25 protein-coding genes, 2 pseudogenes and 1 riboswitch are annotated in these 25,540 nt (G+C 70.5%); of the genes and pseudogenes, 12 read left to right on the top strand and 15 right to left on the bottom strand.

Going from position 1 to position 25,540, the window contains the following annotated elements:
- The first annotated feature begins 2 nt into the window (after positions 1-2).
- Positions 3-965 (top strand): glycosyltransferase family 2 protein, encoded by a 963-nt coding sequence (locus tag AB0B45_RS13385; protein ID WP_358129499.1) that lies wholly within the window; start codon positions 3-5, stop codon positions 963-965.
- Entirely contained in the window at positions 962-2,230 is a 1,269-nt protein-coding gene (locus tag AB0B45_RS13380; protein WP_358129497.1) for an alpha-2,8-polysialyltransferase family protein, read from the top strand. The genes AB0B45_RS13385 and AB0B45_RS13380 overlap by 4 nt, the downstream gene beginning before the upstream one ends.
- Before the next feature lie 128 nt (positions 2,231-2,358).
- On the opposite strand, the gene AB0B45_RS13375 is transcribed toward AB0B45_RS13380, so the two are convergent.
- Both AB0B45_RS13375 and AB0B45_RS13370 read right to left on the bottom strand, forming a co-directional pair.
- Positions 2,359-3,528 carry a DUF6716 putative glycosyltransferase gene (locus AB0B45_RS13375; RefSeq protein WP_358129495.1) on the bottom strand — a complete coding sequence of 390 codons (1,170 nt, stop codon included), beginning with the start codon at positions 3,526-3,528 and terminating at the stop codon, positions 2,359-2,361.
- The gene (locus tag AB0B45_RS13370; protein ID WP_358129493.1) at positions 3,525-4,493 is read right to left on the bottom strand and encodes a hypothetical protein; all 969 of its coding nucleotides are present in this window, start codon (positions 4,491-4,493) and stop codon (positions 3,525-3,527) included. Before AB0B45_RS13370 ends, AB0B45_RS13375 begins: the two co-directional genes overlap by 4 nt.
- A 69-nt stretch (positions 4,494-4,562) precedes the next feature.
- Between AB0B45_RS13370 and AB0B45_RS13365 the strand changes: the two genes are divergently transcribed.
- Both AB0B45_RS13365 and AB0B45_RS13360 read left to right on the top strand, forming a co-directional pair.
- Positions 4,563-5,387 carry an aldo/keto reductase gene (locus AB0B45_RS13365; protein WP_358130250.1) on the top strand — a complete coding sequence of 275 codons (825 nt, stop codon included), beginning with the start codon at positions 4,563-4,565 and terminating at the stop codon, positions 5,385-5,387.
- A gap of 92 nt (positions 5,388-5,479) precedes the next feature.
- Positions 5,480-6,439 (top strand): Gfo/Idh/MocA family oxidoreductase, encoded by a 960-nt coding sequence (locus AB0B45_RS13360; RefSeq protein WP_358129491.1) that lies wholly within the window; start codon positions 5,480-5,482, stop codon positions 6,437-6,439.
- Here the strand turns inward: AB0B45_RS13360 and AB0B45_RS13355 are convergent.
- Positions 6,420-6,860: a hypothetical protein gene (locus AB0B45_RS13355; RefSeq protein ID WP_358129488.1), complete on the bottom strand. Its 441-nt coding sequence runs from the start codon at positions 6,858-6,860 to the stop codon at positions 6,420-6,422. The genes AB0B45_RS13360 and AB0B45_RS13355 overlap by 20 nt on opposite strands.
- A gap of 130 nt (positions 6,861-6,990) precedes the next feature.
- A riboswitch (cyclic di-AMP (ydaO/yuaA leader) is annotated at positions 6,991-7,125 on the top strand.
- A gap of 15 nt (positions 7,126-7,140) precedes the next feature.
- On the opposite strand from AB0B45_RS13355, the gene AB0B45_RS13350 reads away from it, so the two are divergent.
- The 3 genes from AB0B45_RS13350 (at position 7,141) to AB0B45_RS13340 (ending at position 9,487) form a co-directional block, all read left to right on the top strand.
- Complete coding sequence (locus tag AB0B45_RS13350) at positions 7,141-7,848, top strand: CHAP domain-containing protein (RefSeq protein ID WP_358129485.1); 708 nt, start codon at positions 7,141-7,143, stop codon at positions 7,846-7,848.
- Between the two features lie 159 nt (positions 7,849-8,007).
- Positions 8,008-8,130, top strand: coding sequence for a hypothetical protein (locus AB0B45_RS13345; RefSeq protein ID WP_358129482.1), 123 nt, complete (start codon positions 8,008-8,010; stop codon positions 8,128-8,130).
- A gap of 586 nt (positions 8,131-8,716) precedes the next feature.
- The gene (locus tag AB0B45_RS13340; RefSeq protein WP_358129479.1) at positions 8,717-9,487 is read left to right on the top strand and encodes an SDR family oxidoreductase; all 771 of its coding nucleotides are present in this window, start codon (positions 8,717-8,719) and stop codon (positions 9,485-9,487) included.
- A gap of 285 nt (positions 9,488-9,772) precedes the next feature.
- On the opposite strand, the gene AB0B45_RS13335 is transcribed toward AB0B45_RS13340, so the two are convergent.
- The 5 genes from AB0B45_RS13335 to AB0B45_RS13315 form a co-directional block, all read right to left on the bottom strand.
- On the bottom strand, positions 9,773-10,771 hold the full coding sequence (locus tag AB0B45_RS13335) for a DMT family transporter (RefSeq protein WP_358129476.1): 999 nt from the start codon (positions 10,769-10,771) through the stop codon (positions 9,773-9,775).
- A gap of 261 nt (positions 10,772-11,032) precedes the next feature.
- Complete coding sequence (locus AB0B45_RS13330) at positions 11,033-11,572, bottom strand: RNA 2'-phosphotransferase (protein WP_358129474.1); 540 nt, start codon at positions 11,570-11,572, stop codon at positions 11,033-11,035.
- A 65-nt stretch (positions 11,573-11,637) separates the two neighbouring features.
- Entirely contained in the window at positions 11,638-12,624 is a 987-nt protein-coding gene (locus AB0B45_RS13325) for a hypothetical protein (RefSeq protein WP_358129471.1), read from the bottom strand.
- Positions 12,625-12,628: 4 nt separating this feature from the next.
- Positions 12,629-13,591: a hypothetical protein gene (locus AB0B45_RS13320; RefSeq protein ID WP_358129468.1), complete on the bottom strand. Its 963-nt coding sequence runs from the start codon at positions 13,589-13,591 to the stop codon at positions 12,629-12,631.
- A gap of 78 nt (positions 13,592-13,669) precedes the next feature.
- Complete coding sequence (locus AB0B45_RS13315; protein WP_358129466.1) at positions 13,670-14,353, bottom strand: GntR family transcriptional regulator; 684 nt, start codon at positions 14,351-14,353, stop codon at positions 13,670-13,672.
- Positions 14,354-14,454: 101 nt separating this feature from the next.
- Between AB0B45_RS13315 and AB0B45_RS13310 the strand changes: the two genes are divergently transcribed.
- Both AB0B45_RS13310 and AB0B45_RS13305 read left to right on the top strand, forming a co-directional pair.
- The gene (locus tag AB0B45_RS13310; RefSeq protein ID WP_358129463.1) at positions 14,455-15,738 is read left to right on the top strand and encodes an MFS transporter; all 1,284 of its coding nucleotides are present in this window, start codon (positions 14,455-14,457) and stop codon (positions 15,736-15,738) included.
- A 423-nt stretch (positions 15,739-16,161) separates the two neighbouring features.
- A complete protein-coding gene (locus AB0B45_RS13305) occupies positions 16,162-16,404 on the top strand; it encodes a hypothetical protein (protein ID WP_358129461.1) in 243 nt (80 codons plus the stop codon).
- Between the two features lies 1 nt (position 16,405).
- On the opposite strand, the gene rbsD is transcribed toward AB0B45_RS13305, so the two are convergent.
- Positions 16,406-16,795 (bottom strand): D-ribose pyranase, encoded by a 390-nt coding sequence (gene rbsD, locus AB0B45_RS13300; RefSeq protein WP_358129458.1) that lies wholly within the window; start codon positions 16,793-16,795, stop codon positions 16,406-16,408.
- 167 nt (positions 16,796-16,962) lie between these two features.
- Between rbsD and AB0B45_RS13295 the strand changes: the two are divergent.
- Positions 16,963-17,346, top strand: a pseudogene (locus AB0B45_RS13295) (transposase); the annotation flags it as partial.
- Positions 17,347-17,615: 269 nt separating this feature from the next.
- Here the strand turns inward: AB0B45_RS13295 and AB0B45_RS13290 are convergent.
- From AB0B45_RS13290 to AB0B45_RS13265, 6 genes and pseudogenes are all read right to left on the bottom strand, one after another.
- Positions 17,616-17,786: pseudogene (locus AB0B45_RS13290) on the bottom strand (PfkB family carbohydrate kinase); the annotation flags it as partial.
- A 2-nt stretch (positions 17,787-17,788) separates the two neighbouring features.
- Positions 17,789-18,739 carry a D-ribose ABC transporter substrate-binding protein gene (locus AB0B45_RS13285; RefSeq protein WP_358129455.1) on the bottom strand — a complete coding sequence of 317 codons (951 nt, stop codon included), beginning with the start codon at positions 18,737-18,739 and terminating at the stop codon, positions 17,789-17,791.
- Positions 18,740-18,753: 14 nt separating this feature from the next.
- Positions 18,754-19,695, bottom strand: a complete 942-nt coding sequence (locus AB0B45_RS13280) for an ABC transporter permease (RefSeq protein ID WP_358129454.1) — start codon at positions 19,693-19,695, stop codon at positions 18,754-18,756.
- Positions 19,685-21,190 (bottom strand): sugar ABC transporter ATP-binding protein, encoded by a 1,506-nt coding sequence (locus tag AB0B45_RS13275; protein ID WP_358129452.1) that lies wholly within the window; start codon positions 21,188-21,190, stop codon positions 19,685-19,687. Before AB0B45_RS13275 ends, AB0B45_RS13280 begins: the two co-directional genes overlap by 11 nt.
- Positions 21,184-22,185 carry a LacI family DNA-binding transcriptional regulator gene (locus AB0B45_RS13270; RefSeq protein ID WP_358129449.1) on the bottom strand — a complete coding sequence of 334 codons (1,002 nt, stop codon included), beginning with the start codon at positions 22,183-22,185 and terminating at the stop codon, positions 21,184-21,186. The genes AB0B45_RS13275 and AB0B45_RS13270 overlap by 7 nt, the downstream gene beginning before the upstream one ends.
- 96 nt (positions 22,186-22,281) lie before the next feature.
- Positions 22,282-23,571, bottom strand: a complete 1,290-nt coding sequence (locus AB0B45_RS13265) for an MFS transporter (RefSeq protein ID WP_358129447.1) — start codon at positions 23,569-23,571, stop codon at positions 22,282-22,284.
- Positions 23,572-23,742: 171 nt separating this feature from the next.
- On the opposite strand from AB0B45_RS13265, the gene AB0B45_RS13260 reads away from it, so the two are divergent.
- Positions 23,743-24,510 carry a hypothetical protein gene (locus AB0B45_RS13260; protein ID WP_358129444.1) on the top strand — a complete coding sequence of 256 codons (768 nt, stop codon included), beginning with the start codon at positions 23,743-23,745 and terminating at the stop codon, positions 24,508-24,510.
- Between the two features lie 42 nt (positions 24,511-24,552).
- Positions 24,553-25,110 carry a GNAT family protein gene (locus AB0B45_RS13255; RefSeq protein WP_358129442.1) on the top strand — a complete coding sequence of 186 codons (558 nt, stop codon included), beginning with the start codon at positions 24,553-24,555 and terminating at the stop codon, positions 25,108-25,110.
- Positions 25,111-25,540 lie beyond the last annotated feature (430 nt).

Genomic DNA, 25,540 nt, shown 5'->3' with positions numbered 1-25,540 from the left:
GCGTGATCACCCTCTCCGTCGTCGTACCGGTCCGCGACGGCGAGCGCTTCATCCCTGACGCGCTCGCCTCGCTGGCCCGCAACACCCGGCGTGACTTCGAGTTCATCGTCGTGGACGACGGCTCGGTCGACGACACGGCCGCCATCGTCTCCGAGTCGGAGGTGCCGGGACTGTCCCTGGTGCGCAACCCCGCCCCCGTCGGGCTGGCCGACGCGCGCAACACGGGGCTGAAGCTCGCCTCGGGCACCTACGTCACGTTCATGGACGGCGACGACTGGCTCGCCCCCGGGTACCTGGCCGACCTCGTCGCGGCGATCGACGGGCTCGGCTGCGACTTCGTCCGGGTCGACCACGTGCAGGTCGAAGGGCGTAAGCGGGTGGTGCACCGGGCCCCGGAGGCGCGCCGGGGCCTGGTGTTCGACCCGCGCGACGCGATCCTGCCCGCGAGCGTCAGGACGATGGTCGACTACCCCTACGCGTGGGCCGGGATCTACCGGCGCGCGCTGGGGGACCTGTTGCGTTTCCCGGGGTCGCTGCACACCGCCGAGGACAGGCCGTGGATCTGGCGCCTGCACAGGCAGACGGCCTCGTTCGGGGTGGTGTCGCTGGCGGGGCTGTTCTACCGCAGGGGTGTGTCGGGGTCGCTGACCCAGATCGGCGACGAGCGGCAGTTGCACTTCTTCGACGCCTTCGAGCTCGTCTTCGAGGACCTGGAGCCCGAGTTCATGCCGAAGGCGGTGCGCAACTTCTGCGCGTTGTTCGCCCATCACCTGGAGATCGCCGACAGGTTCACGCCCGAGCTGCGGCACCGGTTCGAGGCGCGGGGGGCGGCGATGGTGCGGGCCCTGCCCGCCGAGCTGGTCGCCGACGCCGTGCCGCGCATGTCCGTCGAGCGCGAGCAGACGCTGCGCGCGCTGCTGCCTGAGATCCCCGCCGGGGTGCGGGTACGGAGGGAGGAGCCGTGACGCGGGTTTTCTACGCCTCTACGCTGTTCGGGGCGATGTCGCTGGCGGCGGCGATCGACGCGGGCCACTTCGGCGAGGGCGGGCGCAGGCTGCTGATCGTCTCCACGAACACGGCCGTCCCCGAGGTGTCCACCCCTCTGGACCAGACGCCGGGGTTCGCGGCGCTGCGCTCCCGCTTCGACGAGGTGCGTTCGTGGAACGAGCTCATCGCGCCGCTGCATCCTTCCGACTGGAAGGCGCGCATCATCGAGGTGCCGATGATGAGCAGGCTGATCAGCGCGTCGTTAGGGCTGGACACGGTCGAGGAACTGGTGCTGGAGTCGATCGCGGTGCCGCCGGCGCGCACGATCGCGGGCCTGGTGCGCGACTGCCCCATCACCGTCTACTCCGACGGGCTCATGAGCTACGGCCCCACCCGTGACCCGCTGCCCGCCGAGATCTTCCGGCGCGTCACCCGCCTCCTGCACCTGGACCTGGTGCCCGGACTGAGGCCGCTGCTGCTGTCCGAGTACGGCGTGCCGGCGACCACCCTGTCGTCCGAGTCGTTCCTCTCGGTGGTGGGGCAGGTGGCGGGCACCGCGCCCGACATGATGGCGGGCGAGGCGATGATCCTCGGCCAGTACCTGTCGTCCCTCGACATCGTCACTCCCGAGGAGGAGCACGGACTGCACGAGGCGATGCTGCGCGGGCTCGTCGCGCGCGGGCACAGCAGCGTGGTGTTCAAGCCGCACCCCGCCGCCGGTCGCCGTCACACGCAGTTGCTGCGGGCCAGCGCCGACAAACTCGGCGTACGGCTCGTCGTGGCGGGCGAGAGCGTGCCGGCCGAGGTGTGCTTCGCGGCGCTGCGGCCCTCGCTGGTCGTGGGCTGCTTCTCGACCGGGCTGGTGACGGCTTCGCGCTACTTCGGGCTCGAGGTGGCGGCGCACGGGACGTCGATGGTGCTGGAGCGGCTCTCGCCGTACGAGAACAGCAACAGGATCCCGGTGACGGTCGTCGACGCGCTGCTGCCCCAGCTGGCCGCCGACGGGTCGCTGGACTCGCCGCCGCCGGTGGACATCTCCGACCTGGTGCGGGCGGTGGGGTACTGCATGCAGAGCGAGACCTATCCCGAGCTGCGCCCGGTCGCGGAGTCGTTCATCGGCGAGCACGGCGTCGGCCGGTACTTCAAGCGGCAGCGGCTGGGGGCGATCGGGCTCCTGCCGGAGGGGGAACGGCCGGGCACGCTGAGCCGTATCCGCCGCCGCCTGTCCCGCACCCTCGGCTGACCCGCCCCCGTCCCCTCCACCGCGAGGCGGGAGACCGCGCCACGTCCGGTCTCCCGCCTCGCGCGGTGGAGGCGAGAGAGCGGGCGTGGTGCGGTGCGGGACCCGTCTCGGTCGGGCACGCGCTGGGGTCAGGTGAACGACCTGATGTAGCGGCGGACCCTGCGCTTGGCGCGGTAGCCGGCCCGCAGCACCTGGGGCGGCACCTCCACCCGCAGGCGGGCGCGACGTCGCGCGGCCACGTGTTCGGGCCCGTCGAGCAGGGAGCGCGCCGGCATGCGCGGCCCGATGACCAGCGCGGTGAGCAGCGCCACCCAGTCGCTGCGGCCGGCGGGGTGGAAGTAGTTCTCCGCGCACCACTCGGGCGACGGCGAGCGGAACGCGCCGCCGGCCACCTCGTCGAGCGTGCCGAGGACGCCGCTGCCCTCGAACACCAGGTTGATCATCTCGGCGCTCACCCCGAAGTCCGACAGGACCAGCAGCGGCACCTCTTGAGCGATCGCCTCCAAGGCGGCGGTGGAGCTGACGGTCACGAACCCCGCGGCCTGGGCCAGGTGCTCGTGCATCGGTCCTGCCGCGAACCTGACCGCCCCTTCGAGGCCGAGCTCCCGCCACAGCCGCTGGTAGTGGTAGCGCTCGTTGTGCGTCTGCCGCTCGTCCTCCAGTGCCCGCAGCTTGACCACGACGTCGAGGTCGGGCCGGGCGGCGGCGAGCGCGGCCAGGGAACGCAGGATCAGCTCGCGGTCCTCGCGCCGCCCCGGCACCTTGGCCTGGGTGGCGAAGACCACGCGGTCGCCGCCGTCGACAGTGGGGACGTCGCGCAGGAAGGGCAGCCTGGCCAGGCCGAGCGCGCCGCCGCCGCCGAGGCGTGCGGCCAGCTCACCGAACTCGGCGACCTCCCTGCCGCTGTGGACGACGAACAGGTCGCAGCCGCTGCGGAACAGCCACGCCTTCTCCGTCGCCGGCACCGAGATGCCGGGCAGCCCGGTGACGAAGACCGGCCTGGGCCGCAGGCCGTCGAACACCTCGGCGACCAGCACGTCCACGACGGGGCCCGTGCACGCCACGAGGATCGCGTCGGGACGTATCCGCTCCGCCGTACGCCTGAGTGCTCTGGCCGACAGGACGGGGACGGCCGAGGCCCTGGTCCCCGCGACCGCGGCGGCGATCTGCTCGGGCGAGGGGGTGATCGGGGTGCGCACGACCGCCAGCTCCGTCACGCAGTCGGGAGGCAGGTCGTCCAGGAGGCTGGCCGCCCACTTCAGGTACGAGTCGGAATCGGCCAGGGCCAGGACCTTCAACTGGGCACTCCCGTGAACATCTGCAGGTGGGAACGGAGGGAAGGCGCCGCGCGGCTGGTCCACCAGTCGTCGGGCACGTGCACGGGCTCGACGGCGACGCCGCGCGGGGAGAGCAGCACCCGCAGCGAGCTGATCGCGGTCGAGGGAAGGCTGACCACGCGCTGCCCGGCGGACAGGCCGCGCAGCGTCAGCTCGGCGGGGACGCCGGGGGCGTGGACGGTGATGCCCGGCCGCTCACGGATGATGGCCAGGTCGACGGGGTCCTCGCGGCGGTGCGGGTAGTAGGCCAGCGGCTCCTCCGCGGCCAGCCCCGTCAGCCAGCGCAGGTAGTGCTCGCGGTGCACCAGCCCGTTCCTGACCAGGGAGGTGCCGAGCACGACGGTCCGCTCGGAGGGGCCCGGCGCGCTCATCGGCTGCTCACGCAGCCAGGCGAAGTCATGGCGCTCCAGCCCGACGCCCGCCTGCCGGACGGCCTCTGCCAGCCCGCCTTCCACGGGAAGGGCGGTGAAGACCGACAGCGCGCCCTTGCGGGCGGTGCCGCGCAGCCTGCGAGCGGCCAACAGGCCGAGGGTGTTCCGCCACGTGCTCGGGGTGGCGCGGGCCCGAAGCAGCGGCTTGACGGGGCGGGCCGACAGCAGTTCGAGCAGCCTGATGGTGGCCAGGCCGTCGTCGACGATCACGACGCGGCCCGGACGGATCGTGACCCAGCGCAGCTGGACCCTCCCGGAGAAGGCGTCGCCGACGGCGTTGAGCCTGCGGGGCATGCGCTCGCTGGGCTGGGCGAGCTCGAGCCCCTCTGGCAGGTCGAGCCTGACCAGCTCACGCCTGGTGGCCGCCAGCGGGCGCAGCCCGGCGCGCGGCACCACCAGCGTCCGGTCTCCCAGCAGCCCGGCGTGGTGGGCCTCGACGGCGCAGAGCATCTGTAGTGGCGACTCCACCCAGGCCACGGATTCCTGTTCGTTCACGACACGCGCAACGCTAGGACGCCCACTCGAAGCGCCAGCTAACGCGGAGTGAACAATGGAGGCATGAACATGAACTCGCTGCTGCTCAACACCGACGGTGTTCAGATACCGCAACTCGGCTTCGGCGTCTGGCAGGTCCCCGACGACGAGGCGGAGCGAGCCGTGTCCAGCGCGATCGAGGCCGGCTATACCAGCATCGACACCGCCAAGCTGTACTACAACGAGGAGGGGGTCGGCCGCGCGATCGCCCGCTCGGGCGTGCCGCGCGAGAAACTGTTCATCACCACCAAGCTGTGGAACGACGAGCACGACAAGGCCGAGGCGGCCTTCGAGACGAGCCTGTCGAAGCTGGGCCTCGACCATCTCGACCTCTACCTCATCCACTGGCCCGTCCCCGCGCAGGACAAGTACGTCCAGGCGTGGAAGTCGATGGAGCGGCTCTACAAGGACGGCAAGGTCCGCGCGATCGGCGTCTCGAACTTCACGATCGAGACCCTCGAGCGGCTGATGAACGAGACCGAGATCATCCCGTCGATCAACCAGATCGAGCTCCACCCCAACTTCCCCCAGGCCGAGCTGCGCGCCTTCCACGAGGCCAACGGCATCCTGACCGAGGCGTGGAGCCCGCTCGGCCAGGGCAGAGGGCTGCTCGACGACCCCGCGCTGGCCACGCTGGGCCACAAGCACGGCAAGTCGCCGGCCCAGGTCGTGCTGCGCTGGCACATCCAGCTCGGCAACGTGGTGATCCCCAAGTCGGTCACCCCTTCGCGGATCAGGGAGAACATCGACGTCTTCGACTTCACCCTCGACGCGGAGGACATGGCGGCGATCGGCGCGCTGAACAAGGGCACGCGCCTCGGCCCCGACCCCGCCACCTTCAACTGGATGGGCTGAACCGCCCACCGGGTACGGCCTGCGCCCCCAGGCGCGGGCCGTACGCGTGTCCGAGGTGATGGGAAGATCGATCGCCGACAGAGAGGACTCTCATGCGTGACTTGGGTTGGGGAATCGCGGCCACCGGCGGGATCGCCAGGACGGTCGGCGCGGTGATCGCGGCGGAGCCCGGCATGCGGGTGGCCGCGGTGGGCTCCCGCGACCAGGGCAGGGCGGCCGAGCTGGCGGCGACGCTCGGCGCGGACTCGGCCTACGGCTCCTACGCGCGGCTGTGCCAGGACCCGGCCGTGGACGTGGTCTACGTGGCCACGCCGCACGCGCAGCACCTGGAGGTGGCCGAGGCGGCCATCGCGGCGGGCAAGGCGGTGCTGTGTGAGAAACCTCTCACCGCGAGCCTGGCCGACGCCGAGCGGATGGTGGAGCTGGCCAGGCAGGCGGGCGTGTTCCTCATGGAGGCCATGTGGATGCGCTTCAACCCGCTGATCAGGGGGCTGCTGGCCGAGGAGCGGTTCGGGGCGCTGCGCTCGGTGCACGCGTCGTTCGGGTTCGTCATGCCGTACGAGGAACGGCATCGGCTGTGGGACCCGGCGCTCGGTGGCGGAGTCCTGCTCGACCTGGGGATCTACCCGTTCGGGTTGGCGCAGCTCCTGCTCGGCGAGCCGGCTGAGACGCATCTCACAGGTTCGCTCGGTCCCTCGGGCGTGGACGCCGAGGTGGGGGCGCTGCTGACCTACGAGGGCGGGGCACGGGCGCTGCTCGACACGTCGTTGCTCAGCCCGCTGGCCAACACCGCGACCGTGGTGGGGACGGGGCTGCGGGCCGACATCGCCGCGCCGTTCTGGGCGCCGCAGCGGATCCTGTTGTCCGGGCCGGGCGTGGAGCCTGAGGAACTCGTCCTCGACCCCGCCATGAACGGCTATGCCGAGGAGGTGCGCGAGGTGCGCCTGGCGCTGGCCGAGGGCAGGACGGAGAGCGCGATCATGCCGCTGGACGAGAGCCTGGCGATGATGCGGATGCTGGAGGACGCGCGGATCAGGCTAGGCGCTCGTTAGCGCGGGCGGCGGCCTCCTCGTGCCCTGAGCCCGCGGCCATGCGGAAGTGGGCCCGTGCCCGCGCGGAGCGGCCCTCCCTGTCCTCCAGCAGGCCCAGGTTGAACATGGCGCGCGGGGCCGCTTCCGCGTGGCCCGATTCGATGGCCTTGCTGTACCAGCGGCGCGCCGCATCGGTGTTCCCGCAGCAGTCCTCCAGGACGCCGAGGTTGAACATCGCCCTGGGCGTGGCGGCTCTGCCGTACCAGTGGCGGGCCTCGTCGAGATGACCGCTCTCGTCCTCGATCAGCGCCAGGTTGAAGGCCGCCCGCTGGGCGGCCGCCGGATGACCGGATTCGACCGCCAGCAGATACCATCGCCGGGCTTCGTCCGGACGGTGTCCGTCTTCCAGCAGCCCCCTGTTGAACAGGTCCTGTGGCGACATGACCCGACCGTAGATGATCGCCAGACCTTTATCAATTTGTAAGCTACTTGCCTCATGTATTACCTTAGGCTCACTCAAGGCATAAACCGGGCAATCCGGACATAGCCAGACATTGCAATCATCACAGGTTCACCTGTGACCGCTGAATCCGCTCCATGCGGAACCGGGGACCCAATCTCTCTGGGGTGAATCGGCACACCGTGCCGTAGGGCAGCTTCGCGTCCGAACCCGTCAGCTAACCCGGTAAGCGGCAGGAAGCTAGCAAGGAGTTCCCCTTCTTATGGCAAAGCACAGCCGTAGCCGTGCCCCGAAGCTCAACTACGCGCATGCCGCGCTCGGCGCAGTCGTCATCGCCGGCTCGCTCGTACCCAGCCACATCGCCCAGGCCGACAAGCTCCCGCTTGCCGACGGCCCGCGCGTGGCCGCCCTCGCCAACGCTCCCAAGGAGGACGCGGGCAAGGTCAGCACCACCAGCACGACCCAGGCCAAGGCCATGCCGTCCGCCGCCGCCGTCCTCGCCGAGGCCAAGAAGCAGATCGGCATCAGGGAGAACTCCGCCGGCGGTGGCACCAAGTTCCAGAACTGGTACGTCAACTCGCAGCGCGCCAGGGAGACCGTCGCCAGGGACGGCGGCAACGTCCGCGCCTACGCCAACGCCGCGTGGTGCGCGATGTTCGTCTCCTGGGTCGGCGAGCAGACCGGCGCCCGCCCCCAGGTCGGCTGGGACGCCTACACCGTGGCCCACGCCAAGTGGTTCAAGGCCAACAAGCGCTGGGGCCAGACGCCCAAGCCCGGAGCGGTCGTCTTCTTCTCCTGGAGCGGCAGCAAGGCCCTCGACGACATCAACCACGTCGGTTTCGTCCAGAAGGGCAACGGCGACGGCACGATCACCACGGTCGAGGGCAACACCGGCAACGGAGCGGTCGAGGAGCGCGTCCGTCCGACCTCGCAGGTCGTCGGGTACGGCTACCCCAACTACTCCAGCTGACAATCCGTTCACACCCCCCAGGCCCCGTTGCCAGGATGGCCCGTTGACCGATACACGATTCAGCGGGCGCGTCCCTTCGGTGACCGGGGCCCACCACGGGGTCGGATCCGCCGCCGCCAAGCCCTCGCCGGGCAGGCGGACAGCCTGAAGGCCGACCTCATGGATCCCACCGCGACCACCCCCCTGTTCCACCACGCGGAGAAGGTGTTCGGTCCCGTCGAGCCCCTGGTGAACAACGCCGGCGGACGGATGCGGAACACCTTCCTTCCCGACACCCCCTGACGCCTACGGCCGCCTGGCTCCGTGTTCACGAGACACACGCCCGGCAACTCGCCGTGGCCGCCATGGCGTCCGCCCTGCCGATCGCAGAGTTCACGCGGGCGACCTGGCCAGACCCACCAGGCAGGGGCAGCGGGACCTGACCAGAACCGCCAGACACGGCACCGCCACCTGGCGGGACCGCCAGATAGGGCGGCCTCCTCATCGGCCCGACGTCCGGTGGCCCCTGGGCTTCATCCCCGACCGAGGTCTCCGAGGCTCGCCCAACGGTGCCGCCCGCGTTCCGGAGCCATCGACCCACGAGGCGGCGACACCCCCGGCCCCCAAACCACCCCCCGCTCCCCCAAGCAAGCCACCCCCGGTCTCCAAACCACCCCTCGGGCGCCCTCCCCCTTGCCACGCCCTTCAGCCCGCGAGCCTCTCAGCCCGGCAAGCCCTTCGGCCCGGCAAGCCCCTCAGCCCGGTGAACTCCTCAGCCGGTGAAGTCCTGGGCCGGTGAGCCGTCGGTGAGCGTACGGTGAGCCGCCGCCGCGACTGTTGAGCCATCGCTGGATCCGCCGAGGACCAGCCAACTGAGCGAGGAGCGGAGATGGACGTTCTGACCGGCAAGACAGCGCTGGTGACGGGTGGATCGCGGGGAATCGGCCGGGCGGTCGCGCTGCGGCTGGCCGCCGAGGGCGCCCTGGTCGCCGTCCACTACGGCGGCAACGACGCCGCCGCCAAGGAGACCGTGGCGCGGATCGAGGAGGCAGGCGGCCGGGCGTTCGCCGTACGGGCCCGGTTCGGCGAGGACGGCGCGGTGGACCGGCTGTTCGAGGGCCTGACCGCGGGACTGGCGGGGAGCGGGCTGGACATCCTGGTCAACAACGCGGGCATCGGCTCGGGCAACCCGATCTCGCAGGTCACCCAGGAGGAGTTCGGCAGGCTGCTCACGATCAACGTCAGCACGCCGTTCTTCGTGATCCAGCGCGCGCTGCCGCTGCTGAACCATGGCGGCCGCGTCATCAACATGGGCTCGACGGCCAGCCGGTTCGCGGTCTCCACACAGATCGGCTACACCATCAGCAAGGCGGCGCTGGAGTCCATGGCCCCGTCACTGGCCAACGAGCTCGGCGGGCGCGGTATCACGGTGAACACGGTCGCGCCCGGCGCGGTGCGGACCGACATGACCGCGGGCTACACCTCCATCCCCGAGGTGGTCGCCGGGCTCGAAGCGATCACCGCGCTCGGGCGGCTCGGCGAGCCCGAAGACGTCGCCGACGTCGTCGGCTTCCTCGCGGGCCCGCAGGGCCGGTGGGTGACCGGCCAGACCATCGACGTCTCGGGCGGGACCTACCTCGGCCCGATCGCCCTGGCCTGATCGCCGCCGCTCCAGCCGCGCACGGGAATGGGTGTCCGTCAGGTGCTCACCGGCGGGCGGCATACCCGGGGGGAGAGGACCATCCGAACGGCGACGACGCCGTCGACAAGGTCCGCCGCGTGGTCGACGGTTTCCTGACGCCCGGCCACTGACCAGTCGTCCGCCCGGCCGCCGCGAGCGGCCGGAGCATCGGGGCCCGTTCGTGACCCATCGCCCGCCGGCGCCGACGGCTGGGACCGGTCCTGGGCGGGCGGCCGGAGCTCCCGAAGGAGTCGAAGCTCGGGTTCAGAGGAACATGGCACGGCCGAGCCTGCTGTCAGCGGGCCGGCCCACTGTGACGGGGAGCCGTACGACCTGGAGCACGCCTATGAGGATCAGGGCGAAGCCCGCGACCTGGCCCAGCGGAGGCCATTCGCCGCGTGCCGCGTAGACGTAGGCGAACCCGGCGACGGTCTCGACGTTGATGAGCATCCCCGCGGCGGTGGGCGACAGCCGGGCCGAGGCGACGTTCCACAGGCCCGTGGCCGCCCACGACACCACGATGCCCAGCACGAGCACGGCGAGGACGAACGTGGGCAGGCCCGGCGTCTCGCCTGAGGGGTGGGGGTCGGGCGAGAGTTCCCCCGACAGCGCGGCCACGGGGAGTCCTGCCAGGGTGACGACGCCGGTACCGAGGCCGATCACCGTCGACCACGCCCCGCCGGGCACCTCGCGGTGGCGGCTCAGGAAGCGGGCGTTGGCCAGGCCGTACCAGGTCCACAGGAGGACGGCGCCGACGGCGGCCAGCAGGCCGAGGACCTTGAGCCCGACCGGCCGGTCCTCGGTGGGGGCGGAGCCGCTCAGCTCCAGCGTGTTCACGACGGCCAGGCCGATCGCCACGAGTGTCACCGGCATGACGAGGGAGCGCCAGCGGTAGGCCCCCGACAGCACGTTGCCGAGCAGCGCCACGGTGACCGGGATGCAGCCGATGACGATGTCGGTGACGGGCGCGCCGACCAGCTCGATGCCGAGGACGAGTAGCAGGTAGTACAGGACGTTGCCGGTCAGCGCGAACGCCAGGGCCACACCCCAGTGCTGCCGCAGCAGACGCCACAGGACGCGGCCGCCGAAGGCGAACAGCACCAGGGAGATCAGGCCGTAGGCCAGGTACCTGCCGACCGTCACGGCCACCGGGCTCCAGCCGGGCAGGAGCACCGGTATCAGGAAGGCCAGGCCCCAGATGAGGCCTGCCAGCGTGCCCGCGGCGAAGCCGACGGACTGCTCCCTGCGGGTGAAACTCCTCATGCGCACGCTCCCAGGCAGCCCGGGACCAGGTGGTCCCGGGGGTTTCCGTTCAGCGTGGGCGTCCACGCTCTCGGGCGGCGTCTTCAGCTCGGAGAGGGCAGGCTCTCCCGAGCCATACCCTCGGCGGCGGCGATGACGCGATCCGTGCGTGCTGCTGGACAGCGCGCTCGCGGAACGTGCCGTCGGCCCGTCCGAGGCGCACGAGGAGCTGTGCGAGCGGTACGGCCTGGGCCGCTACGGCTTCCATGTCGGCGTCACCGGTCAGCCGGGGAACAGCAGGAACTCCGGCGGCACGGTGTCGGTGAGCCACACCCCGTTGGCACTGACCATGAACGCGTGCCCCGCCGTGTGCATCTCCCCCGCCGACACGACCAGCACCACGGGGACCCCTCTTCGCGACCCCACCCGGACGGCCGTCGCCCTGTCGGCGGACAGGTGGACGTGCCGCCGGGACATGGGCAGCAGCCCCGACCGCCTGATAGCGGCCAGGCTGCGGCCCACCGTCCCGTGGTAGAGCACGTGCGGCGGCTCCACCGGCGCCAGGCCGAGGTCGACGCGCACCGAGTGTCCCTGGCTCGCCCTGATGCGGTCGCCCGCGACGGCGTACCGCCGCTTGTCGTTGTCCGACACCACCGTGTCCAGCTCGGCCCTGGTGATGGGGAAGCCGTGCAGGGCCGCGGCGGTCAGCAGGTCGTCGATCTTCACCCAGCCCTGCTCGTCCAGCGTGATCCCGATCGCCGCGGGGTCGTGGCGCAGGTGCCTGGCGAGGTACTTGGAGATCCGCACGGTCCTGTCGGTCATGCGGGCATTGTGCCGACCGCCCGCCGTCCCCCGCAAAGGGGTTACGGCGGGCAGTGGCGCGCGCCTCAGCCGCCGCAGGCGGCGAAGACGAACGTGTCCTTGAGCATCGAGTAGGTGTCGCGCACCCTGGTCGCGCCCGAGGTCGGGTCGTGCTGCAGGACGGTCATCCTGGTGGCCTTGCCCTCGGGGTACTGCGAGACGTGCAGGGTCACCTGGTTGTCGCCGGTCCAGTCGACCTTGTGGACCGTGCCCTCCTTGGGCAGCTTGATCGCGTGCCCGCCGAGGACCTGGCTGGTGGCCAGGTCGTAGAGCGTGACCTTCGTCCCCCCGACCAGCACCGCGAGCGTCTTGCCGTCGGCGTTGAGCGCGTAGGGGCCGTTGGCGGCCACCAGCTGCGGCGGCGTGTCGCTCAGCAGCCGCCTGCCCGACAGGTCGTAGACGTGCAGCTCGACCACGGACTCGTCGCCGTCCATGCTGGCCAGCACCCTCTCCCCGTCGCCGCTGAATCCGACGAAGGTGCTGAGCTTGGGCAGTGTGCCGAGCCTGCCGCCGGTGGCGGTGTCGAACAGCTGCACCCTGCCCGCGATGACCGCGAGCCTGGCCCCGTCGTCGGACAGCTGCAGCGTGACGTCGTACTGGTTGGTCCTGGCCGGCAGCGCGTCCGCGGGCAGCGGCTTGACGCCGCCCTTCATGGTGCGCACGACCAGCCGTCCGGCCTTCGTGAAGTAGGCGACCCTCGTGCCGTCGCCGGAGACCGCGATGGGGGCGACCGCGTAGTCGACGGGCTTGCCGTCGGCGCCGACCGCGCGCAACTGGGCGTCCTTCAGCAGCGTGACCTCGCCCTTGTGGGAGACCAGCCGCCAGGTGCCGCAGGGCACGACCTCGCCGCCCTTCTTCGGGCAGCCTTGGGCGGAGGCGTAGCGGATGGCGTCGCCCCTGCTGTCGCCGTGGCTCTGTCCGTGGTCGTGGCCGGGGTCGGCGTACGCGGCCGCGCCCTGCACTCCGAGCATCGCCATGGCGACCGCGATCGCCGCCAGGATCCTGAGCTTCATCTCGTCACTCTCCCGCCGTCAGCCAGGCGTAGTTCCTGGCGATGACCGTGAACGTGTCGACGGGCTTGACCGCGCCCGTTCCCGTGTCGACGGTGAGCACCCGTACCACCGTCGGCTTGCCGTCTCCGCCCGACTGCACCTTCACCGTCAGCTGGTCCTCGCCGGTCCACTGGGCGTGGTAGACGACGGTGCCCTTCTTCAGCCGCAGGTCCACCGCGGCCGCCAGCCGATCGGTGCTCAGGTCGTACAGGCGCAGCTTGGGCTGCGCGCCCGCGAACACCGCCACCGTGCGGCCGTCGGCCGCCAGCGCTCGCGTCGAGGCGTTGATCACCACCTGCGGCGGAACCTGCGCCACAGTGCTGCCGTCCGCGCCGAGGGCGACGAGCGTGGTGGTGTTGTCGGTGTTGTAGCGCAGGGCGAGCGCCTCGTCGCCGTCGCCGCTGAACCCCTCGAGATCGTCCCCCGCCGGCAGCTTCACGATCTTCCCCGTGGCCACCGTGACGATCTTGCCGGGCTCCTTCTCACCGGTTTCGCTGTACTCCAGCAGGACCCTGTCGCCCGAGGGCGACAGCCAGACCCGCACGATGTCCGTGCCGAGCCTGGTCAGCGACTTCGGCAGCAGCGTCACCCGGCCACCCGACGTCCTGCGTACGGCGAGGCGGTGGTCGCTCTTGCGCTCGTAGACGATCCACTCGCCGTCGGCGCTGATGGCGAACTTGCCCGTCTCCTCGGTCTTGCGTCCGTGGGCGTCCACCGAGGTGGCGGCCGCGTCGGCGACCTTGATCTGCCCCCCGGACCTGAGCCTGACGCGCCAGGCGCCGCAGGCGTGGCTGATCTCGTCCTTGTCGTCGCACGAGCCCACCCACGCGACCCTGGCCGTCCCCGCGCTGTCGGCGTGGGCGATCGCGGGCAGGCCGGCCGCGGCCACCGCGACCACCGCCGCCGCCCCCAGAAGTGTCCTTCGCATAGTGCCTCTCCTCCTTTACCGGGTTGGACTCCCGATGGGACGGAGAGGTTGGTCACAGGTGGGACACGGACTCGGCCGTCAACGCGTGGTGGGCGCGTCCGAAGGCTCGTAGGCGTGCAGGAGCAGCCGTTCGGCGTCGTCGAGGTAGAGCTCGAGGAAGGTGGCCGCCTCGTCGGCGCGCCCGGCGGCCATCAGCTCCAGCAGTTGCCTGTTGCGCACGACGAACGGCTCGTGCAGCGCGCGGGGGTTGTGCATGACGTGGAAGACCAGGCGGAGCTCGGCCAGCAGCTGCCGCATCGCCTCGTTCAGTCGCGGGCTGCGGTGGAGTGCGACCAGCGCCTGGTGGAAGCGGCTGTTGGCGGTGCCGACGTCCTGCCAGCGGTCGGCCACGGCGGATCGCTCGGCCTCCTCGACCGTCTCCTTGATCAGCGCGAGCGCCTCGGGGGAGGCGGCGCGCCGTACCGCCGCGCCTTCGAGGACCCTGCGCATCTGGTAGAGGTCGGAGACGTCGGCGGCCGACAGGACGCGGACGAAGACGCCCCGGTTGAGCTTGTGGTCGAGCAGCCGCTCGTGCCCCAGGAGCCTGAAGGCCTCGCGCAGGGTGTTGCGGGAGACACCGAGAGCACTGCCGATGGCCTCCTCCGACAGTCGCTGCCCGGGGGCGAACAGGCCCTCGATGATGTGCTCGCGCAGGATGTCGGCCACCCGTTCGGCCGTGCTGCTGCGCCCCAGACGCACCCGTTCGTGTTCAAGCGCCGCCACCGCGTTATCCACAACTGACAGGGAATCATCGAACAAAACTCTTGTCGAATTGTTCAACGATCCTTAGATTCAGAGGAACACCCCCCTCCCATCTAGGAGCGATGACAATGCACCAGACGCGGCGAGTGATCCTCGCCAGCCTGATCGGCACGTCGCTGGAGTGGTACGACTTCTTCCTCTACAGCACGGCGGCGTCGCTGGTGTTCGGCAAGTTGTTCTTCCCGACGTTCGACCCGGTCAGCGCGACGCTGCTCGCCCTGGTCACCAACGCGGTCGCCTTCGTGGCCCGCCCGCTCGGCGGCGTCGTCTTCGGCCACTTCGGCGACAAGGTGGGGCGCAAGACGGTGCTCGTGGTCACGCTGCTGGTGATGGGCGTCTCGACCTTCCTCATCGGCGTGCTGCCCACCTACGACGCCATCGGCGCGGCCGCGCCGATCCTGCTCGGCACGCTGAGGTTCGTCCAGGGCCTCGGCCTGGGCGGCGAGTGGGGCGGCGCGGTCATCATGTCCATGGAGCACGGCGACCCGAGACGGCGCGGCTTCAACGCCAGCTGGCCGCAGGTCGGCGTGCCCGCGGGCTTCATCCTGGCCACTGCCCTGCTGGGCCTGCTGGACGCCACCATGTCCGAGACCGCCTTCCTGTCATGGGGCTGGCGGGTGCCGTTCCTGCTGTCGGGCGTGCTGGTGCTGGTCGGGCTCTGGGTCCGCGTGAAGATCACCGAGTCGCCGCTGTTCGCCGAGGTCGAGCAGAAGGGCGTCAAGGCCAGGATGCCGCTGCTCGAGGTGCTGCGCACGCACCCGCGCGCGCTGCTGTCGGCCTTCACCGCCCGCATCGGCGTGGACGTGGCCTTCTACACCTTCACCATCTACATCCTGCTCTACATCACGACCGTGCTGCACATGGACCGCTCGGTCGGCCTCAACGCGGTCCTCATCGGCTCGGCCTGCCAGCTGGTGCTGATCCCGCTGTTCGGCGCGCTGTCCGACAGGTACGGCAGGCGCACCGTCTACCTGGCAGGCGTGATCGGCGCGGCCATCTGGGTGTTCGTCTTCTTCCAGCTGCTCGACACCAGGTCGTTCCCGCTCATCGTGGTGGCCGCCGTGGTCGCCCTGGTGACCCACGCGGCCATGTACGGCCCGCAGGCCGCCTTCATCGCCGAACTGTTCAGCACCCGCCTGCGCTACAGCGGCGCGTCGATGGGCTACCAGGTGGCCGGCATCGTCGGCGGCGGCATCGCGCCGATCATCGCCCTCCACCTCTACACCACCTACAAGACGACCACCGCCGTGTCGATCTACGTGGTGATCGCTCTGGCGATCACCGCCTTCGGCCTCGCGATCGCGCCCAAGAGCGAGGACGTGGACAGGCCCGTTCCCGTCGGATAGCCGCGAAAGGGACGTGGGCGGCGGCTGCCACCGCCGCCCACAAGGGAGGCTCGCGTGAGAATCACCCTGATCGCCGTCGCCGCCGTGGTCGCGTTACCCACCCTGCTCGGCCTGGCCGGCGGCTTCGAGAGCACCAGCGGAGGCCAGGTGTCGTGACCGTGCCGAGCAGCGACGGGGTCAATCTCGGCATCGAGGGCGCGCTCCACTTCACCCTCACCCTCGATCCCGCGACGCTGAAGACCTTCGACGACAAGTACGGCACCCGCACCTACAGGGGCGGCCTCTACGCGTGGGAGGGCGAGGAGGGCTGGGCCGCCTTCTTCGGCCAGGCCGTCAGGCCGGTCATCGACAACGCGCTGCGCGTCCAGATCGGGAGCATCTGGGTGGCGACTACCTCACGGGCTGCGCTTCACGCTGGCCCGCGTGACGCTCCCCTCGACCGTGCAGCAGGCGGTGGACAGGTCGCTGGCCGCCAACGCCGCCGTCTCCGAGGCGCAGGCCAAGGTCGCGCAGGCGAAAGCGGAGGCCGAGGCGAACAGGGCCAGGCAGGACGGCTACGACACCTGCCCCGCCCGCGCGGAGATCGAGAAACTCCGGTCGCTGCCGCAGGGCATCACCGTCTACGCGCCCGGCAACCCGCAGTCGGTGGTCGTCCCCTCGAGATGACTCAGAAGTAGACGCCGCAGCGCAGGATGACGTTGGCGTACGGCCTGGCCTCCCCCGTCCGCACCACGAGCCTGACCTCCTTCGCCATGCGCTTGAGCTCCTCGTGCGGCACGTGCTCGAGGCCGGGCAGCCGGTCGGCGAGCATGGCCGCGCAGGAGGGGTTGGCCTCGGCCACCTCGCCCGCGGCCACCGCGCCCTCGACGACGAGCTCGGCGAGCAGCCCGTCGAGCACCTCGGCGAAGGACGGCACGCCCGGCAGGAAGGCCAGGTCGACGGTCTCGACGCTGGGCGGGATGGGCATCCCGCTGTCGCAGACCAGCACCTGGTCGGTGTGGCCGAGCCTGGCCAGCTGCCCCGCCAGGGCGGCGTTGAGTATCCCCGTGCGCTTCACTGAACCTCCCGGAGGATGCTCCGGCCTTCAGGCCGGAGAGGAATCCGGGTCCCGTCAGGGATGGCCCGGCGCAGCCAGGACAGCCCCGAGCACGGCGCGCGCAGGACACCACCACGTCCCTTCGCCTTTGCCTTACACATGCCTCTCCTTAACGTAAAGTGTGTCGTGTGAGGACGGCGTACAGGTGCCGGACCTACCCTGACCCCGAACAGGCCGCGGTGTTGAATCGCACATTCGGATGCGTTCGCCTGGTATGGAACAAGACCCTCGCCGAACGGCACCGCGCCTTCCACGCCGACGGCGTGAAAACCTCCTACAAGCAGACCGACGCCGCCCTGACCGAGTGGAAGAAGACCCAAGACCTCGCGTTCCTGAGCGAGGTGTCGTCGGTTCCGTTGCAGCAGACGCTGTGCCACCAGCACACCGCGTTCGCCAACTCCTACGCCGGACGGGCCAAGTACCCCCGGTTCAAGAACCGCAACTCGCGGCAGTCCGCGCACTACACCCGCTCGGCGTTGCGCATGGCCAACGGCGAGCTGCGGATCGCCAAGACCCCCACGGCGGTCACCTCCGACGGGGACCGCATCGCCAAGGTGCGCCGGGCCGACACCATCGTGATCGAAGACCTCGCGGTCAAGAACATGGTGAAGAACCGCAGCCTGTCTGCGGCGATCTCGGACTGCGGCTGGGGCGAGTTCCGGCGTCAGCTCGAGTACAAGGGAGGCTGTCGCCGCGGGGCCAGCCGCCAGACGAGTGCGCCGCTGTAGGCATCGCCCGCGCCCGTGGTGTCGACCGCCTCCACCTCGGAGCTCCCGGTCCTAAGCAGGGCCGCGTGCCCGCCGAGCCTGGCGGCGGCGACGGCCTGGTTGGCGCCCTTGCCGCCGGGGAAGGTGTCGAGGTCGGAGCCCAGCACGGTCTCCCCCGGCGCGGGCCGCCGCGCGACCCGCACCACCAGGTCGGCGTTGACCGACCCCACGACCACTACGTCCATGGTCAGCTCGCGAACTCGGTGATGTTCTCCTTGGTCGCGACCTTCACCGGCACCCCCACGACCTTCTGGATGCTCTCGCCCTTGGCCGCCTTGACCGCGTTCTCGATGGCCTGCTGGCCCAAAAGCTTGGGCTGCTGGGCGACGCTCGCGGCGAGCGTGCCCGCCTGGATGGCCTTCAGCCCGTCGGGAGTGCCGTCGAAGCCGACGACCTTGACCTCCTTGCCGGCCTTCGCGCCCAGAGCCTTGATCGCGCCGAGCGCCATCTCGTCGTTCTCGGCGAAGACGCCGGTGATGTCGGGGTGCGACTGCAGGAGGTTGGTCATGACGTCCAGGCCCTTGGTGCGGTCGAAGTCCGCGGGCTGCTGGGCCACCACGTGGATGTTCGGGAAGGCCTTGATGCCCTCGGCGAAGCCCTTGCCCCTGTCGCGAGAGGCGGAGGTGCCCGGGACGCCCTGGAGCACCACCACGTTGCCCTTCTCCCCGATCTGCTTGGCCAGCTCCTGCCCGGCCAGCTTGCCACCCTCGACGTTGTCGGAGGCGACGGTCTGCGCGACCTCGGCGCCGTTGACGCCGCGGTCGACGGCGATCACCGGGATCTTGACGCGGTCGGCCGCCTTGACGGCGGGCGCCGCCGCGTCGGAGTCGACCGGGTTGATGACGATCGCCTTCATGTTCTGGCTGGTGAAGTTCTGGACCTGGTTCACCTGCTGGGAGGCGTCGTTCTGGGCGTCGGTGACCGTCAGCGCGGCGCCGAGCTTCTTGGCCTCCTCCTCCGCGCCGGCGCGCAGCTGGACGAAGAAGGGGTTGTTCAGCGTGGACACCGACATGCCGATCTTGATGTCGCCCGCGCCGCCGGAGGCGGTGGACCCGCCGGAGCCGCCCGAGCCGCCGGAACCGCAGGCGGCGAGACCGAGTGCGAGCGCGGCGCCTGCCGCGATGATGCCGAGTTTCATGATGGTGCTTCCCCTCAGTTGGCTGATCTGCGGCGCAGGGTGTCGACGAGGACCGCGAGCGCGATCACCACGCCGATCACGACCTGCTGCCAGAAGGCGGAGACGGACAGAAGGTTGAGGCCGTTGCGCAGGACGGCCAGGATGAGCGCGCCGACGAAGGTGCCGAAGGCGCGGCCCTTGCCGCCGGACAGGCTCGCCCCGCCGATGACGACGGCGGCGATGGCGTCCAGCTCGTACCCGGCCGCGGCCTGCGGCTGGGCGGAGGCCAGGCGGCTGGCCAGGACGATGCCCGCGACCGCGGCGAAGCCGCCCGACAGGGCGTAGGTGACGAGCTTCTGCCTGTCGACCTTGATGCCGGACAGCCTGGCGGCCTCCTCGTTGCCGCCGATCGCGTACATCGCGCGGCCCGCATAGGTGCGGTTGAGGATGACCGCGGCGATGACGCCCATGACGACCATCACCAGGACGGGCACCGGCAGGTAGCCGCCGATCGTGTCGCCCACGTGGGAGACCGCGTCGGGCATGGCGATCGGGCTGCCCTGGGAGATGACCAGCGCGAGGCCTCTGGCGATGCCGAGCATGGCCAGGGTGGCGATGAAGGGGGGAAGCTTGCCGTACGCGATGAGCGCGGCGTTGACCAGGCCGCACACGACGCCGACGGCCAGCGCGATCACCGTGGCCAGCGGCCACGGCAGGCCCGAGGTCGTGGACAGGTAGGCCAGCGTGATCGCCGACAGCGCGGCGACGGAGCCGACCGACAGGTCGATGCCGCCCGTGATGATCACGAAAGTGGCGCCGAAGGCGAGGATCGCGGTGACGGCCGCCTGCACGCCCACGTTGAGCAGGTTGCTCACGCTGAGGAAGTCGCTGGACAACAGCGACAGCGCGACGGCCAGGACCACGAGCGCGACGAGAGCGCCGTTCTCCGAGAGCCAGGCTCTCGTCTTACTGGACACGAGTACCCTCCACCTCGGTGACGGCCAGCGCCATCACCGCGTCCTGTGTCGCCTCGTCGGCGGGGAGCTCGCCGACGAGCCTGCCTCTGGCCATGACGAGCACCCTGTCGCTCATGCCGATCACCTCGGGGAGATCGCTGGAGATCATGAGTACGGCGTGGCCAGAAGCGGTGAGTGAGTTGATCAGTTGGTAGATCTCGACCTTGGCGCCCACGTCGATGCCGCGCGTGGGCTCGTCGAGGATGAGCACGCTGACGTCGGCCAGCAGCCACTTGCCGATGACGACCTTCTGCTGGTTGCCGCCGGAGAGCGTGCGGACCTCCTGGCCCAGGCCGCTCATCCGGACGCCGAGCTGTCCCGCGACCTTGGCCGCCGCCGTGCGCTGCCCCGAGCGGTCGACGAAGCCGCCGCGGGTGGCCCTGCCGAGCGTGACCAGGCCGAGGTTCTCGGCGATGTCGGCGCCGAGCACCAGCCCCTGGCCCTTGCGGTCCTCAGGCACCAGGCCGAGGCCCGCGGCCATCGCCGCGTCGATGTCGCCGTGACGCAGCCGCTTGCCGCCGACCGTGACCTGTCCCGCGTCGTAGCGGTCCGCGCCGAAGATCGCCCTGGCGACCTCGGTACGGCCCGCGCCCACCAGCCCCGCGAGCCCGACGACCTCGCCCGCGCGCACCTCGAAGGAGACGTCCTCGAACGCGCCGCGCCTGGTCAGCCCCTCCACCTTGAGCAGCGGCTGCCCCGGCTCCTCGGCCTCGCGCGGGTACTGCTGGTCGATCGGCCGGCCCACCATGAGCCTGACCAGCTCGTCCTGCCGCGTGTCGGCGGGCACCTCGGCCACCGAACGGCCGTCGCGCAGGACCGTCACCGTGTCGCCGATCTGGGCGATCTCCTCCAGGTGGTGGGTGATGAACACGACGGCCACGCCCTGGTCGCGCAGCTGCCTGACGATCGAGAACAGCTTCTCGACCTCGCTGGTGGTCAGCACGGCCGTCGGCTCGTCCATGATGAGCACGCGCGCGTCCAGCGCCAGCGCCTTGGCGATCTCGACCATCTGCATGCGGGCGATGCCGAGCGAGCCGATCCTGGTGCGGGGGTCGATGTCGAGGCCGACCCGGTCGAGCAGTTCCTTGGCCTTGCTGTGCATGGCCTTGACGTCGACGAAGCCGTACCTGCGCGGCGGGCGGCCGAGCGAGAGGTTCTCCCCGACGGTCAGGTCGGGCACCAGGTTGAACTCCTGGTAGATCGTCGCGATGCCGAGCCGCTGCGCGTCGCCTGCCGTACGGATCTCCACGGGTCGACCGTCGAGCAGGATGCGCCCCTCGTCGGGATGGTAGGCGCCGGAGAGCATCTTGATCAGGGTGCTCTTGCCCGCGCCGTTCTCGCCGAGCAGCACGTGCACCTCGCCCGTGCGCAGCTCCAGGTCCACCCCATCGAGCGCGAGGACGCCGGGGAACCGCTTGCGCAGGCCCTCGACCCTGAGGATCTCCTGGTTCAACATGCACCCTTCCTCTCGCAGGACCTGCGGATGACCAGCTCGGCGGGGAGCGCGATCGACTCGGCCGCCCGCCCCGCGGCACGGTCGAGCAGCAGCTGTACGGCCCTGCGGCCCAGCTCCGCGGTCGGCTGGGCGATCGCGGTGATCGGCGGGTCGACGTGGACGAACCACGTCACGTCGTCGAAGGAGGCGACGGCCACGTCGTCGGGGATGCGCAGGCCTCTGGCCCTGATCTCGTCGAGTCCGCCCAGCGTCATCAGGTTGTCGCCGAAGAAGATCACTTCTGGGGGTTCGGCCAGGTCGAGCAGGTGTCGGGTGATCGCCCTCCCGCTGCTCTCGCGGAAGTCGCCCGCGGCCAGATACTCGGGCCTGACCTCGAGCCCCGCCTCGGTCATCGCGGTGACGAACGCGTCGGTCCGCTCGCGGCCCGTGGACAAGGTGGCGGGACCTGAGGCGAAGGCGATCCTGCGGTGGCCCATCGACTTGAGGTGCGCCACGAGGTCGGCGATCGCCTGGGCTCCGTCGGCGCGCACGTACGGCACGTCGAGGCCGCTGATCGTGCGGTCGAGGAAGACCAGCGGCCTGCCGGTGGAGACGAGCTCCTGCACCAGCGGGGTGACCTCGGCGGTGGGGCAGATGAGCAGGCCGTCGACGCGCTGTCCGACGAGCGTGCGCACGTAGTGGTCCTGCTCCTCCGCCCGCTCGTCGGCGTTGCCGATGATGACGGTGTAGCCCGCGCGCCTGGCCTCGTCCTCCACTCCCCTGGCCAGCTCGGTGAAGAACGGGTTGAGGATGTCGCCGATGATGAGGCCGAGCGTCCTGGTGGCCTCGGTCCGCAGTGAGCGGGCGACGGCGTTGGGCACGTAGCGCAGCGCGGACATGGCGGCGTAGACGCGATCGCGGGTCTCCGCGGTGACCGACGGGTTGTCGTTCAGCACGCGGGACACCGTGGCGACCGAGACGCCCGCATGTGCGGCCACGTCTTTGATGCGTGCCATGCGCCCTCCATGAAATCGATTACATCACCATAGGTAATCGATTACATGGAAGTAAACGGCAAAAACTCGTGACCCGCGTCACATTTGTCCGAATATTTAGGCAGATGTCGCGGCGGCTTTAGCCGTACTCCAGCGGCCTCGGAAAGCGACCATGGACACGAGGAAGACGACCTGGCCCGCGAGGGCGACCAGCAGCCACGTGCCCCAGCCGCCCACGGCGACCACCTGCGGCGCCACCAGCAGCAGGACCACGATCATGATGCGGACCACCATGCCCCAGATGCCGAGCGCGGCCCCCTGCAGGCGCGGCTCGACGTCCTCGGCGTCCTCGGAGAAGTTGGCCATCCACGGCACGTAGGCGACGCCGAGCACGAGGAACAGCGCCGCGTAGACGGCGGTCACCACGCCGCCCGAGGCGCCCTGGCCGATGAGGGCGACGAACGTGCCGAGCGCCGCGATCGTCAGCACCGTTCCCACCAGCGTGAACGGCTTGCGCAGCTGCAGCCGGTCGGACAGCCGGCCCACGACGATCACCGCGACGGCGTTGAGCACGATCCCGAACGCGACCACGCCGTTGGCCTGCGCGGCGGTCATCCCGAACGAGTCGACCATGATGGTCTGACCGAAGATCGCGAAGGTCCAGTAGAGGATCTGCCAGCCGGTGTTGCCGAACACGTGCGCCCACAGATGGGGGTGTCTGAGCAGCTCGCGCACCTTGCCCGGGTCGATCTTCTCCTCCGCCGCCACCTCGGACTCGGCCGTCAGCACCCGCGCCCTGAGCGCGGCCGAGGGCTCGGCGATCTGCCAGATGATGATCGCGCACAACAGCAGCGAGATCCCGCCCATGATGATGGCCTGCGACTGCCAGGCGTTGTCGAAGATCGGCAGCGTCACACCGGCGATCGCCGAGGCCAGGAAGGAGGCGCCGACCGGGCCCCACGTCCAGAACCCGAAGGCCTGCGCCCTGCCCATCCGGGGCGAGAAGTCGCGCACCAGGCTGGCGGTGATCGTGATGGCCGCGCCCTCGATGAACAGCATCAGGCAGCGCACGAAGAACAACTCGCCGACGGTGTCGACGGTGGCCAGCAGGAAGTTGCACGCGGCGGTGACGGTGAGCGTCGGCACCAGCAGCGTCACCCTGCCCCACCGGTCGGACAGGACGCCGCCGATTCCCGCCGACAGCCCGCCCACCAGCACGGACAGTGCCGCGATCAGGCCGTAGACCTGCAGGGACATGCCGAGATCGGCGCGGAGGAGGGGAAGGATCGTGGCGAGAGTGATCTCGAAGTTGGCCACCAGGCTCGCCAGGACGGCGACCGCCAGCAACCTGATGCGGCGCGCGCCGACGGGGTAGACGGTGAGCTCGCGGACGTAGAACGGTTTCATACCCAACCTCCATGCGGCGGAAGGTCGCTCTAGAACCCGCTTCTACTATTACGAGGTGACATCACGATGTGATCTCGGTCACCTGACTGGCTGGTGAGACTGGTGAGGTTGTAATGCAATCGCCGCCGTTTTCGAGCACACGGCTTTCCAAATAGCCATAAACTCCGCGCCGTGAGCCTGCCTGTACGTGAACGTTCCCCCCGGCCCGGCGGCGGTCGCCACCGCCGGCCCGTTCCCACGTCCCTGCCGCCGGACGCCCCCGTCCTCGTGCTCGTCAACCCCGGCGACACCGGTGACCTGGCCGCGGAGATCGCCGCGCTGGTCCGGGTCGACAACCCGCACATCGAGGTGCGGCTGGCCACGCTGCATGACCTGGCAGACCAGCTCCCCCAGGATCGCGGTGCGATCGTGGTGCCGCTGACGCTCTGGTCCGACCCCCGCGTCACCGAAGAGATCACCAAGACCATCGCCGCGACCGGCGGCGACGCCACCGTCACCGACGCCCTCGGCCCTCACCCGCTGCTGGCCGAGGCCCTGCACATCAAGCTCGCGGAGAAGGAGCTGGCCAGGGCCGACCGCATGCGGCTGCTCAGCGTCTCCAGCCCCGTCGACGCCGTCATCCTCGGCACCGTGGGCGGGGAGCATGCCGTACACGCCGCGCAGGCCACCGCCGTCCTGCTGGCCTCGCGCCTGACGCTGCCCGTCGTGGCGGCCTCGCTCGACAGCGATCCCGGCGTGGCCGTCGCCGCCGAACGCCTGCGCGCCGCCGGCGCCGCCCGCCTGGCCATCTCGCCCTGCCTGATCGGCCACGAGACCGACGCCTCCGTGCTCGAGTCGGCCGCCGCGACCGTCGAAGCGGGCTACGCCGACCCCCTCGGCGCCCATGGCGCGGTGGCCGAACTTGTCGCGCGTGCTTACGGCAGTCAACTGGCGACTTGACAGCACTTGTGAAGATCGTCCCATAGGCGTTACCGTCTGCGCATGCGGAGCGTCCACGTCACCGGCAAGCGCCTGGGGCTGCGCGAGGTCACGGACGAGGACGTCGACGCCCTGCACGCCGTCTACGGCGATCCCGCCGCGACCCAGCACCTGCCGTTCGACCCGCGGACCCGCGCGGAGGTCGTCGAGATCGTCGACGAGGCGGTCGCGGCGGCCTTCGCCAGCCCCCGCCGCCTGTACGTGCTGGCCGTCACCGAGACCGAGGGCCACGGCGTGATCGGCGTGGCTCGCCTGCACATCGAGGCCGATCATCCGCACAGCGCCGAGATCGGCCTCGGTCTCAGGCCTGACCTGTGGGGGCGTGGCATCGGCACCGACCTGTTCAGGCTGGTGCTGAACTTCGGCTTCAAGGACCTCGGCCTGCACCGGCTCTGGGGCGCCCGCTCTCCCGCCAACACCGCGGCCCAGCTGGCCATGCTGGTGGCCGGGATGGTCGAGGAGGGCCGCATCCGCCACCACGTGGCCACACCGGACGGGTGGCGCGACTCCATCGTCCACTCCGCCCTCTCCGACGAATGGGCCGCCGACCGCTCCCTCTGACCTGGTCTGCATAGCCGGGCCGCCCGCGCCGGTTCCTCTCAGGTCCGCCCCTGTACGGCAAGCCGGCCTGAGCGCTTCTCGCGGCACGCCGATCAGGCCGCTTCCTCAGCGCTGTGGCGCCCTTCCGCAGGTGGCCGCGCCGTACCTGCCCGGTGCGCGCCATTCGACACCGAAGCCCGACTCCTCTGCGCGCGACGGGTCCATGGCGGCCGAACAAGGGCTTTCCACATGCGTCTTTCAGGGTCACCGACAAGGCGCACGACCGCGACCGCAGGACTGCCCATGAGCGTTCGCACGGGTGGCTAACGGCCTGTCCAGACGCCCGGCCACCCCGTAATGGGGCGCGGTTTTCCCCACGGATACGGGATTCCGACAAATCACCCATACACACTGCTATTGGCATGAAAGGGATATGCAAGTCGACTCCGGT

This window comes from Nonomuraea sp. NPDC049152, assembly GCF_040648355.1.
Classification (GTDB): Bacteria; Actinomycetota; Actinomycetes; order Streptosporangiales; family Streptosporangiaceae; genus Nonomuraea.
The sequence above is the reverse complement of the archived record's forward strand: the minus strand, read 5'-3'. Positions and strand labels throughout refer to the sequence as shown.